This is a genomic window from Spongiibacter sp. IMCC21906 (genome assembly GCF_001010805.1).
Lineage (GTDB): Bacteria > Pseudomonadota > Gammaproteobacteria > Pseudomonadales > Spongiibacteraceae > Spongiibacter.
Map to the genome: position 1 here is coordinate 242,269 of NZ_CP011477.1, position 11,262 is coordinate 253,530.

An 11,262-nucleotide genomic window follows, 5' to 3' on the forward strand; every position below is an offset into this window, starting at 1 on the left:
CCACCCCAACAAACTTACACGTAATACATTCAAATCAGGTACATGGGTGTGTGATGAAGCAAGTATTAGAAGAGCGTATTGTCGTCAACCGCCAACTCGAAGACTGTTTTGAATACTTACGCGATTTTTCCACCATAGAACAGTGGGACCCGGGCGTGTATCGAGCAGAAAAGCGTACCCCAGGCGCAGCTCAAAACGGCACCGAATACGTACTCACCTTAAAACTGCCTTTAGGCCAACGTGCAGCAATGCGCTACGTCCAGCAAAGTACCCGAGAAAATAGTGAAATCATCTTACAAGGCTTGGGCGAGGACATAAGCGCGCTGGATAGCTTGCGCTTTGACGCACTAGGGCCAAGCTGTACCGCCATTCACTACCGAGCAGAACTGAAGTTGCTTTCACTTTCGGCTGTAACAAAGCTTGCTATCAAACCAATACTCAAGCGGGTCGGCAAGCAGGCTGCGACGGGGCTATATCATGCGCTATGTAACAACAACCCACCAACACCAAGAACATTTACCGAGCGATTAAGCGATAGACTGATTGCCCCAAAAGCACTGAGCTTTGGTAAACGCGGCTACCTCAACATGCCCAACAAAGCCCATTCACACCGCATGGATGGCAAAGTCGTGCTCATTACCGGCCCTACGGCCGGCCTGGGATTGGCCGCCGCCTGCGAACTCTCACGATTAGGCGCAACTCTGGTTCTGCTGGGCAGAGATCAGGAAAAACTCCATTCTGCCAAACAAAAAATCTGTGCATTTTCGGGTGGCAGCCCCAGCAGCATCACCATTTTTCACGCAGACTTTAGCGAACTCCAAGAAACCGCCAAGGCCGCTGAGTATATTGCAGAGCGGCATCACCACATTGATGTCGTGATTAACAACGCTGGTGCAATACTCCCTGAGCGTCAGGAGAACCGTGACGGGCTAGAACACACAATAGCCGTTAATTTACTGTCGCCGCTACTACTTATCGACTTACTACAAACAAGGCTGACATCCAAAAGCCGGGTGATTAATGTAGTGTCTGGCGGACTTTACCTTCAGGGGCTGGATGTTAATGATATACAGTTTTCTAATCGCCCCTTCAGCGGCACAAAGGCCTACGCCAGTGCCAAGCGCGCATTACTGACAATGACCGAGCTCCTTAGCAAAACTCGAGAGTTTCACCTCTTTGCCATGCACCCAGGCTGGGCTGCAACCCCCGGTGTAGCCAAGTCACTACCCGGTTTTCAAAAAAGAATGCAAAACCAGTTACGCGACGCCCGCATGGGTGCGGACACCATGATTTGGCTAGCTAGCAACCCAGCTTTAAATTCAACGGCAAGCGGACAATTTTGGTTCGACAGACGCCCACAAATCAGCGATATTTTACCCGGTACCGCAGTCAACAGCGCAGATCAGCAACGCTTAGCGCACTGGATCGACAACATCCTCTCGCACTATCGCAAGAACAACTAACAAAAGGACCTTTCTCTAATGGAGTCGAAAGAATTTAGCCATCATGGATGAACTCAATCACGATATAGACAACTGGGTTGCCATTTCTGGGGCTACCGGCTTTATTGGTCGAGCACTCTGCATTGCCCTGCAACAGCAAGGCTATGGCATTATTGCATTAAGCCGCGATCCTGCCCGCGCGCGTCGCGTCCTACACAAGCTCGACAAAAAGCGCTCTGTTATGTGTTCGTATAACCATTTAGATCAAATCACGCCACGCATTTTGATCAACCTTGCCGGTGCCAATATCGCAGCTAAACGCTGGACCAAACGACGCAAAAAAACATTAAGAAACAGTCGCTTACAAATCACTTCTCGTTTGACAGCCGCAGCAGAGTCACACTGGCGCGACAAGCTGGAGCTCGTTATCAGCGGCTCTGCCATTGGTTATTACGGTGATGGAGGCGACACTGTCCTCGACGAAAGCACTCCTCCTGGCAACGACTTTGCCGCAGAGCTTTGCCATGACTGGGAACAGAGCGTTCCAGTAAGCGAGAGTTACCGCAGAGTCATTATAAGATTGGGCATAGTACTGGGACCCACCGAAGATGGCGGCGCGCTAGCCTCAATGCGCTTACCCTTTGCGCTAGGTTTAGGCGCTCAATTTGGCAACGGTCAGCATTGGCAATCGTGGATCAGTCGCGATGACGTCATTCGCGCAATCATGCATTTAATAACTCACCCCGAACTGAATGGGCCATTTAATCTCGTTTCACCACAGCCTGTCAGCAATCGTGAGTTCAGCTTATGTTTGGCAGACACCTTGGAGCGCCCCATGTTACTCAGCATTCCCAATGCTGCTTCAACGCTTCTGTTTGGTGAAATGCGTAGCTTACTGCTGGCTTCCCAGCGGGTATTACCCACAGCCTTGTTGGCAAGCGGCTTTAAATTTCGCTATCCAGAACTGGATCGCGCCATGGCCAAGGCACTTAGGGCCTGTTAACACTAATTGGATTACGCCTGCTGGAGCCAAGCATCTCAAGAATCAAAGCGCTGATCTCTCACAACAGGCAAGGCAAATCTCGGCTGTTGCTTTTTAAGCAAAGCACTACACTTACAAGCGTCAGGGATGACGTAGGTGCGACAAGGACGTCTTGCACCGCTTGATCGGCCTGATCAGGCGATCACTTTGAAATATATTGCATTACCTTCAATAAAACTCCCAGCGCCAACAGTGCCGGGAGTTTTATGCTTCGTATTTTCCTTTCAGGCTTACTCAGCAGCGGCTTCTTTCTCTGCGTCTGCGTCAGCCTCTGGGTCAACAATGTCAATCAACTCAACTTCAAACACTAGCGCAGCGTTAGGGCCAATCATTTCACCAGCACCACCTGCGCCATAAGCCAGCTCAGAAGGGATGAACAATTTATATTTAGCACCTTCAGACATCAGCTGCAGTGCCTCAGTCCAACCCGGGATCACCCCCTTCACAGGAAAGCTAACCGTTTGACCACGCTCATAAGAGCTATCAAAAACAGAGCCATCTAGCAGCGTACCGCGATAGTGCACCTCAACCTTGTCTTCCGCAGTAGGCTTCTCGCCCTCACCCTCGGCCAAAACCTTGTACTGCAAACCAGATTCGGTGGTAACAACGCCTTCTTCAGCGGCATTTTTGGCAAAGAAGGCCTCCGCTTTAGCTTTATTCTCTGAACCCAACGCTTTGGCTTCCGCTTGACGCTCAGCCATTTGCTTCTGCTGATAGGCTTGCAGGGTGCTCATAATTTCTTCGTCGGTCATCTTCAGCTCACCGCCGGCCATAGCGTCTTTTACACCAGAACTAAACGCGTCCACGTCCAACGGCAGGTCATCGCCAAAACGAGAGCCTATATTTGCACCAATGCCATAACTCACTTTGGAGATTTCTGAGTCCAATGTTGGTTCGGCACCCTCGCCACAGCCGACCAATAGCCCTGTCGCCATCGCGACACAAAACAATGATTTTTTCATGTAACTCCCTAATATCGGTAAGATTCGATAGTGCCACTGAATATAAAGGACCACAGTCTGCCATAAGCGTTCCCCCATAGACACCGGGTCATAGATTCTGGTAAACAAGTTTGTATAATGCAAAACGATGTTATTACACATTATCTCAAGGTCTAAGAGCATGATTCGCAATAATAAAAAGAGCGATCCCCTTGCAGAGCTAAAACAACTGCAATCCAAGCTGGATTCACTCCGGGATAAGCACGTAGCAACACTGGATGCCCAACTCCAAGCTATTGAAAAGAAAACAGAAAGCTTGAAAGCAAAGGTCGACAAAAGTCGCGAGGCAGTCAACAGCACCAAGCAAAAACTGAATGCTGCCACGGGCGCCCGAGCCGGGGTGCAAAAGCGCGCCCAAGCCGCATTTGACAAGGCCAATAGCCAATTTGAGCAATACCAGGGCGAATTGGCCCAGCTACGTAGCGAAGGAATTGAGTTACGCTTAGAAATTCGCCGAGAAAAAGCCGTTCTCAAAGCAATTCAAGACGCAGAGCGCTCAATAAAGCGACAAAAACCATCCGCCTCGAAAACAGCGGCCACAAGCAAAGTACAAAAAAATACCGCAAAAAAATCGGCAACACCGGCCAAAAAAACCTCGACGGATAAAGCGCCAGCCCCAAAAACCAAAGCGGCGAGCGAGCCAGAGAACAGCCCAAACCAAAAAACGACTACCCCTGTAAAAGCAACAGCAACAAAGCCTGCCCCTCCCGAACAAAAAGCCCCAGTAGAAAAGGCCCCGCCAAAAAAAGCGGACCCTGAGACAGCAATAAGCAGCAAAAAAGCCAGCCCAGCTATCGACGCAGTCAAACCCAGACCTCGTCGTAGCAAATTGCCCATGAGCGACATCCCCAGCCATCCCGATAAAGCAGAAGACCGATTGGTCAGTTTATTCGATGACTTTAAAGATTAAGCGCGGCCACCAAGGCCAACAATTGATCACGTTCAGCTGCCTCAGCCGAAATCGCGCACAACAGAATATTTGAATTGTGCTGTTTCATGTCATTGCTAACGTCAGCCTTCAGCAATGACGCATATTCCTCTGACAATTTCTCAGCCAATATCGACAGCTGCCACTGTTCAAGCGCCAACTCCGCGTCCTTTAGCGCTTGATATGCTCTATCGGGAGCCTGAGCTTTAGCCGCGACTCGCATAGCCCGCATGGGTAAAATATAGCTCTGCCGCAGCTCAGCACAGGCCTTGCGAAGCCGCGCCACCGTCGCTGTGGACCACACCATCCCCTTGAGGTCGCTAAAACCTGCCGCCAGTAACATATTTACGTCCTGGCCAAATTGCGTTTGCAAAGCCAAACATAATTCTGCAACTTCAGGCTGGCCATAACGCGCCAAAGCATAGCGCCACAGCGCATCCGTGAGATTTTCTTTACTAAAGCCTTCTTTCACACCCCCGCTCCCACGCTATAATCCCGCCCTATGATTGAACTCCAAGAACTCAGCTTACAACGCGGTGGCAAGCCCTTGCTAGAAGAGGCCAGCCTGCGCATTAATCCCGGCGAGCATATGGCGCTGGTAGGCGCCAACGGCAGCGGCAAATCCAGTCTATTCCTGTTGCTTACCGGGGCACTGCATCAAGACCAGGGGGATTGCAGCATTCCCAGCCACTGGCAAATCTCCGAGATGAAGCAGGAGCTGGACAGCAGCGATCGTCCCGCGGTGGATTACGTCATGGACGGTCACCGCCGTTTTCGTGAGTTAGAAACAGCCATTGCCGACTGCAACAACGACAAACAGCTGGCTGAATACCACGCCGAACTGGATTTGATCAAAGCCTATCAAATTCCCAGCGACGCCGAGCGCTTGCTGCAAGGGCTCGGTTTTAAACAGTCAGAACTCCAACACCCCGTGAACAGCTTTTCTGGTGGCTGGCGTATTCGTTTAAATCTTGCCCAAGCATTGATGTGTCCCTCAGAGCTGTTATTGCTAGACGAACCCACCAACCACTTAGACTTGGACGCCAGCCTGTGGCTGGAGCAGTGGCTGCGGCGCTATGAAGGCACCTTGTTGTTAATCTCCCATGACCGGGATTTTATCGATGCCTGCTGTGATTTTGTGGTTCATCTGGAACAGCACACCCTGACCCGATATCGTGGCAACTACACGGCCTTTGAGCGCCAACGCGGCGAACGCTTGGCTCAGCAACAGCAAGCCTTTGAAAAACAACAAGCTGTACGCGCCCATATGGAAGACTTTGTACGTCGCTTCCGGGCACAGGCCAGCAAAGCCAAACAGGCCCAGAGCCGCCTGAAAGCCTTAGAAAAAATGGCTGAGATTGCCCCGGCCCACGTTGACTCGCCCTTTAAGTTTCAGTTTCTGAGCCCCAAACAGTTTTCCGATCCGCTACTCACCCTGTCCCAGGCCGACCTGGGCTATGGTGATACGGCAATATTGCGCAATATTAACCTCAGCCTGCATCCCGGCAGCCGGGTGGGTTTATTGGGGGCCAACGGTGCCGGTAAATCAACATTGATGAAAGCCCTGGCAGGCGCCGTGCCCTTAATCGCGGGGCAGCGCCAACAGGGGGAGCATTTTTACGCCGGTTATTTTCATCAGCACCAACTGGAGTCATTGGACCTCAAGGCCAGCCCCATGCTCCAGTTGCAGCGCTTGCGACCAGACGCGCGGGAACAAGATATTCGCAATTATATTGGCGGCTTTAATTTTCATGGCAAACGTGCCGAAGAAAGCTGCGAGCATTTTTCCGGCGGCGAAAAAGCGCGACTGGCCTTGGCCTTAATCGTATGGCAGCGACCCAATCTCTTACTACTGGACGAGCCCACTAACCACCTCGACTTGGAAATGTGCCAGGCCTTGACCAGCGCGCTACAAAACTTTGAAGGCGCGATTGTGGTGATTTCTCACGATCGTCACTTAATTCGCAATACCGTCGACGAACTCCTGCTGGTAGACAATGGGATCGCCGAAGCCTACGAAGGCAGCCTGGACGACTACCGCCAATGGCTGCTCAGCCGGGATAAGTCCAACCCCGCCGAACCGGGTAGCGACAACGGCAATAGCACAGAACCCATGGTCGACAAAAAGCAGGCGCGGCAACAAGCGGCTCAACGTCGCCAACAACTGGCGCCGGTGACCAAGCAAATCAAGCAGCTCGAAAACCAAATGGAAAAACTGGCCACCGCATTAAACGGTATTGAAGAGCAGCTTTCCGACGCGAGTCTCTACGACGCAGAAAACAAGGAGCAGCTCAAAACCTTGCTAGGCAAGCAACAGCAACTCACACATGAGAACAACGATGTAGAGGCGCGGTGGCTCGAATTACAAGAACAGCTGGACACCCTGGAAGCCAGCCTCTAAGCCATGAGTATTCTTCTCGATAACCTTAATATTGACGCGGTTAAGGGCTTTCTTTCCCGTACCGAAGGCAACGCCCTTTATCACTATGCCCTCAGCAGCAGCCACCTCGGCCCCATACTGGAAGTCGGCAGCTACTGTGGCAAATCCACAATCTACCTCGCCGCAGCCTGCCAGGCACAAGACAACCTGGTTTATGCCGTGGATCATCACCGGGGGTCTGAAGAGCATCAACAGGGTGAAATGTTTCATGACCCTGATCTTTTTGACCTGGCTCAGCAGCAACTCGACAGCTTCGGAGAATTTCGTCACAACTTAGCGCGGGCAGGGCTAACGAATTGGGTCGTCCCCATTGTCGCCAGCTCCACACAAAGTGCTAGATTTTGGCAGACACCGCTGGGCATGGTATTTATTGACGGAGGTCACAGCCTAGACGCAGCAGTCAATGATTACCGCTGCTGGGCTGGTCATATTCAACGCGGCGGTATACTCGCCATACACGATCTTTTTGCCAACCCGGACGAAGGTGGCCAGGCCCCCATCGCTATTTACCGACTGGCGTTAGCATCGGGCTTATTTGAAGAAGTGGAAAAAGTCGATAGCCTGGGAATACTGCGGCGCTGCTAAAGACCGCACGCGCTTAGCGCGGCGGATCAAGCTGGTGATTAACGCTGGCATTGACCCGAAACCAACCCGCAATACTGTAGCGACTGCGGTTTGCCGCCAACACCTCATGGGGCACCCGGTCGCTTAAAAACACCACCAAACTGCCAATTAACGGAATCACCCGACTGGCTTCGGCACCGTCATCACCGTAAATCACCAACTGACCACCATCACTGCTTAGCCAACCGGGGTTTAAATAAAACACCGTCGACAGCACCCGATTGCTGCGGCCCTTAAAAGCATCGACATGTTTTTTATAAAAAGCACCGGGAAAATAACGGGCAAAATGGGCCTCGTAATCAAACAGCCCCATAAACAAACGACGATTAATGCCCTCTCGCAAGCCTTCCATCCAATGCAGATAATCCGCCTCCGCATGATCGCCCTCGTTCAGCCAGCGAATTTCATCACTGCGTACAAAAGGGTTCACCGCAAAATCGCTTTGCCGCCCGACTCCTGCAGGACGAAAATGCGTATCGTCCAGCTGCGTCACCCGTATAAAGAGCCTATCCGTCAAGGCTGGCGGCAAAGCTGCGGGCACCACTGCATAACCGCGCAGGGTTAATGCCTCGGCAATATCGTCGAACAGCGCGTCGCGCAGATTGGGAAATTCAAGCAGTTCGGCGGACATCAGCTGGCAGCCCTCAAAGAAAGGCGTATTAACACCCAGACTCACGGCACTGTCACCCATTATTTCTGCTTAATTTTAGCAACACACGAAGGACACGGGGTTAGCGATCAAAACAGCTAGCACAGTGTTTATTTAAGGTGTTTTAGCAATTGAATAATATCGGGAATAAACTGCAAATAACCGCCAAATTGCAGCAGCCGTTCACTCACCGGCGCACGTAACTCCTGATGCACTCCGTCTATCATTGCCAATAATCGCCGCCTTGTTCCATAACGATTAAAGCCGTATTCAATAAAGGGGGACAGCAATGGCGTCGCCGCCACTACCACCGCCAAGCCGCCAACAGCACCACTTACCGCCACCCAGCCAGGCACACCAAACCAACTAGCCCACATAGCCGACAACACGCTTTGCTGACTGATATACACACTACTGGCCGCTAACACCCCAAGAATAGAGGCGCTGCCAAACAAAATCTTGTCGCTCAAACCTCGTCCCAATAACCCCAAGCCGAGGAACAGCAACAGCTCACGACTGCTGTCATGGCGTTGCCCCCACTGGGCAACCGCCTGCTGTAAACGCTGGGCAGCCTGCTCGCTATCATAGGGGGCCAGCAAACTTTTTAATTCTTCAAAATCTTGGCGATGATAATCGGGATGTCGCCTCAATTGCGCTAAAAGCAATTGCTGCAAGCCCGGCAAGTCCAAGACCTCATTGGCCATAATATCGGCCACCGCCTGCTCTTTGCCGGTCAGTGGACGAGAAACAGGGTGCCGCCCCCGCTTCAGGGCATGCCAAACCCCCCGGGGCATCGCCAATAAATCTGCGGGCACATCCCGACGGTGTTGCCAATGCCGAGCCAGCACCGCACGCAATGACGCAAAATGTTGACGATAAGCAATATCTACGCGAGTGCGGGCAGCACTGAAATGGCCATCCAGCTTGGCCAGTAGCTCAGCTCGCCATCGCTCCTCCGATTCATGGCCATTGGCGTCACTCATTTGCCCCCACTCTGGATGGTCCACATTTTCTCCGTAAAAATGCCTTGTAAGCCTATGACATTGCACACAAAATAGGCGTTCATTCACGGCAATCCCGGCACCGGCCATGTCAGAACAAACCGACTACGTAAAATGGTTTCGCAATTCCGCACCCTACATCAATGCCCACCGCGGCAAGACCTTTGTATTGATGTTTGGTGGCGAAGCCGTGGCACACCCCAATTTTGCCAATATTGTGCACGACATTGCGCTACTAAACAGCCTCGGCGTACGCATGGTATTGGTTCATGGTGCCAGACCCCAAATTGAAGAACGGGTAAGCAACGCCGGCTTGAACAGTCAGTATCACAATGATCTGCGGGTCACGGGCGAGGCAGAACTCGGTTGCGTCACCGCGGCTGCCGGGTCATTACGCGCCAATATCGAAGCCCTGCTATCTATGGGGGTCGCCAACTCACCCATGCACGGCGCCGCCATCCGGGTGTGTTCGGGCAATTATGTCACTGCCCGGCCCATCGGTGTGGTGGACGGTGTCGATTTTAAGCATACCGGCATGGTCCGGCGGATTGACGCCGCCGCACTGCAACAGCAATTAAATAACCAACACATTGTGATTTTGTCGCCACTGGGCTATTCCCCCACTGGCGAAATTTTCAATTTAGCCTCAGAAGATGTCGCTGTGCATACCGCTGTTGCTCTAAAAGCCGACAAACTTATTTTATTTACCGAGAGCGACGGTTTACACACCGCCGACGGTGCACTGCTACGGCAATGTGAATACCGGGACGTAGATGAGCTGGTTGATCAAAGCAGCGAATTAAGCAGAGACAATATTGTGCAAGCAGTGGTGGACGCCGGTGATTTAGGTATTCAACGCTGCCATATTGTGTCTTACAGCGCCGATGGTGCTTTGCTTCGGGAACTCTACACCCGAGATGGTTCTGGCACGCTGGTCACTCAAGAGCACTACGAGCAAATGTGCACCGCCGATATCGATGACGTTGTTGGCATTCTTGGCATTATTGAACCGTTAGAGGCAAAGGGCGTATTGCTAAAGCGCTCCCGAGAATTGCTCGAAAATGAAATAGACCATTTCAAAATTTTAGTCCGAGACGGCATGGTGATCGCCTGCGCGGCGCTCTACCCCTACCCCGAGCAAGCCACTGGCGAAATTGCCTGCGTAGCCACTCACCCCGACTATCGCGGCGCAGACCGGGCAGAAAGACTACTGGAACAACTCGAGCGAGATGCCAAGCAAACAGGGCTAAACAGTGTATTTATTTTAACCACCCAAACCGCTCACTGGTTTCAAGAACAGGGCTACCAGCAATGCACTGTCGACGAACTGCCCCCGGCTAAAAAGCAGCTGTATAATTTTCAGCGTAACTCAAAAGCGTTTATCAAAACTCTGTAATGCGCATCCCGAGAATCTATACTTCACTCCCATTAGACGCTGCAACCGAGCTAGCCTTAGATCCCCGTGCCGCCCATTATTTAGGGCAAGTGCTAAGGATGAAAGTCGGGCGGGAGCTGTTGCTGTTTAATGGCGACGGCTTTGCGTATCCCGCTGTCATCACCACCGCTAGCAAGAAAAATATTAGCTGCAAAATATCCGCACCCATTGCGCCAATCGAACCATCACCTACACTGCCCTTAGAGCTCGGCATCGCTATTTCTAAGGGCGACCGTTTAGATTGGGTTATTCAAAAAGCCACCGAGCTGGGGGTTCAACGTATTAGTCCCCTCACTACCGAGCGGGTGGATGTAAAGCTGAATGGCGAACGTCTGCACAAAAAGCAGCAGCATTGGCAGCAAGTTATGATCAGCGCCTGTGAGCAGTGTGGACGCAACCGTCTGGTCGACATCGCGGAACTGCAAACCCTGGACAACTGGCGACAAACACTTAACGCTGATTTAAAGCTTGTGCTCTACCCCATTGCCGAAACAGGCCTTGCCGAAAGAGCAGCACCAGCCTCTGCGGCCTTACTCATTGGGCCAGAAGGCGGTTTAAGCGAGGCGGAGATTATCGCCAGCAGACAATCTGGCTTTGAAGCACTACAGCTGGGGCCGCGGGTGTTGCGTACCGAAACCGCACCGCTGGCCGCACTCAGTATTTTACAATTTCGCTGGGGAGATATGGGCTAAGCTCGCTC

General features: G+C 52.0%; 11 protein-coding genes. 7 read left to right on the forward strand and 4 right to left on the reverse strand.

Annotation, left to right across the window (positions count from 1 at the left end; genetic code table 11):
• Window positions 1–53 precede the first annotated feature (53 nt).
• Window positions 54–1,463, forward strand: coding sequence for an SDR family NAD(P)-dependent oxidoreductase (locus tag IMCC21906_RS01085; RefSeq protein ID WP_047010620.1), 1,410 nt, complete (start codon window positions 54–56; stop codon window positions 1,461–1,463).
• A gap of 43 nt (window positions 1,464–1,506) precedes the next feature.
• A complete protein-coding gene (locus tag IMCC21906_RS01090) occupies window positions 1,507–2,445 on the forward strand; it encodes a TIGR01777 family oxidoreductase (protein ID WP_047010621.1) in 939 nt (312 codons plus the stop codon).
• A gap of 269 nt (window positions 2,446–2,714) precedes the next feature.
• Here the strand turns inward: IMCC21906_RS01090 and IMCC21906_RS01095 are convergent, their stop codons facing one another.
• The gene (locus tag IMCC21906_RS01095) at window positions 2,715–3,446 is read right to left on the reverse strand and encodes an FKBP-type peptidyl-prolyl cis-trans isomerase (protein ID WP_047010622.1); all 732 of its coding nucleotides are present in this window, start codon (window positions 3,444–3,446) and stop codon (window positions 2,715–2,717) included.
• 160 nt (window positions 3,447–3,606) lie between these two features.
• On the opposite strand from IMCC21906_RS01095, the gene IMCC21906_RS16135 reads away from it, so the two are divergent.
• Entirely contained in the window at window positions 3,607–4,395 is a 789-nt protein-coding gene (locus IMCC21906_RS16135; RefSeq protein ID WP_052763293.1) for a hypothetical protein, read from the forward strand.
• Here IMCC21906_RS16135 and IMCC21906_RS16140 read toward each other — a convergent pair.
• The gene (locus IMCC21906_RS16140; protein WP_052763294.1) at window positions 4,385–4,885 is read right to left on the reverse strand and encodes a TIGR02444 family protein; all 501 of its coding nucleotides are present in this window, start codon (window positions 4,883–4,885) and stop codon (window positions 4,385–4,387) included. The genes IMCC21906_RS16135 and IMCC21906_RS16140 overlap by 11 nt on opposite strands.
• 30 nt (window positions 4,886–4,915) lie before the next feature.
• Here IMCC21906_RS16140 and IMCC21906_RS01110 point away from each other — a divergent pair, with 30 nt between their 5' ends.
• Both IMCC21906_RS01110 and IMCC21906_RS01115 read left to right on the forward strand, forming a co-directional pair.
• Window positions 4,916–6,814 carry an ATP-binding cassette domain-containing protein gene (locus IMCC21906_RS01110; RefSeq protein ID WP_047010623.1) on the forward strand — a complete coding sequence of 633 codons (1,899 nt, stop codon included), beginning with the start codon at window positions 4,916–4,918 and terminating at the stop codon, window positions 6,812–6,814.
• A 3-nt stretch (window positions 6,815–6,817) separates the two neighbouring features.
• On the forward strand, window positions 6,818–7,438 hold the full coding sequence (locus IMCC21906_RS01115) for a class I SAM-dependent methyltransferase (protein WP_047010624.1): 621 nt from the start codon (window positions 6,818–6,820) through the stop codon (window positions 7,436–7,438).
• 13 nt (window positions 7,439–7,451) lie between these two features.
• On the opposite strand, the gene IMCC21906_RS01120 is transcribed toward IMCC21906_RS01115, so the two are convergent.
• A complete protein-coding gene (locus tag IMCC21906_RS01120) occupies window positions 7,452–8,168 on the reverse strand; it encodes a 2OG-Fe(II) oxygenase (RefSeq protein WP_156165956.1) in 717 nt (238 codons plus the stop codon).
• A gap of 68 nt (window positions 8,169–8,236) precedes the next feature.
• Window positions 8,237–9,133 (reverse strand): hypothetical protein, encoded by an 897-nt coding sequence (locus IMCC21906_RS01125; RefSeq protein ID WP_156165957.1) that lies wholly within the window; start codon window positions 9,131–9,133, stop codon window positions 8,237–8,239.
• 82 nt (window positions 9,134–9,215) lie between these two features.
• On the opposite strand from IMCC21906_RS01125, the gene argA reads away from it, so the two are divergent.
• Together argA and IMCC21906_RS01135 are read left to right on the forward strand one after the other, a co-directional pair.
• The gene (gene argA / locus IMCC21906_RS01130) at window positions 9,216–10,523 is read left to right on the forward strand and encodes an amino-acid N-acetyltransferase (RefSeq protein WP_047010626.1); all 1,308 of its coding nucleotides are present in this window, start codon (window positions 9,216–9,218) and stop codon (window positions 10,521–10,523) included.
• On the forward strand, window positions 10,523–11,254 hold the full coding sequence (locus tag IMCC21906_RS01135; protein ID WP_047010627.1) for a 16S rRNA (uracil(1498)-N(3))-methyltransferase: 732 nt from the start codon (window positions 10,523–10,525) through the stop codon (window positions 11,252–11,254). Before argA ends, IMCC21906_RS01135 begins: the two co-directional genes overlap by 1 nt.
• The last annotated feature ends 8 nt before the right edge of the window (window positions 11,255–11,262 follow it).

Excerpts from the sequence above, each read along its gene's own strand:
- IMCC21906_RS01085 (WP_047010620.1), top strand. The coding sequence starts at position 54 with ATGAAGCAAGTATTAGAAGAGCGTATTGTCGTCAACCGCCAACTCGAA.
- IMCC21906_RS01090 (WP_047010621.1), top strand. The coding sequence starts at position 1,507 with ATGGATGAACTCAATCACGATATAGACAACTGGGTTGCCATTTCTGGG.
- IMCC21906_RS01095 (WP_047010622.1), bottom strand. The coding sequence starts at position 3,446 with ATGAAAAAATCATTGTTTTGTGTCGCGATGGCGACAGGGCTATTGGTC.
- IMCC21906_RS16135 (WP_052763293.1), top strand. The coding sequence starts at position 3,607 with ATGATTCGCAATAATAAAAAGAGCGATCCCCTTGCAGAGCTAAAACAA.
- IMCC21906_RS01110 (WP_047010623.1), top strand. The coding sequence starts at position 4,916 with ATGATTGAACTCCAAGAACTCAGCTTACAACGCGGTGGCAAGCCCTTG.
- IMCC21906_RS01115 (WP_047010624.1), top strand. The coding sequence starts at position 6,818 with ATGAGTATTCTTCTCGATAACCTTAATATTGACGCGGTTAAGGGCTTT.
- IMCC21906_RS01120 (WP_156165956.1), bottom strand. The coding sequence starts at position 8,168 with ATGGGTGACAGTGCCGTGAGTCTGGGTGTTAATACGCCTTTCTTTGAG.
- argA (WP_047010626.1), top strand. The coding sequence starts at position 9,216 with ATGTCAGAACAAACCGACTACGTAAAATGGTTTCGCAATTCCGCACCC.
- IMCC21906_RS01135 (WP_047010627.1), top strand. The coding sequence starts at position 10,523 with ATGCGCATCCCGAGAATCTATACTTCACTCCCATTAGACGCTGCAACC.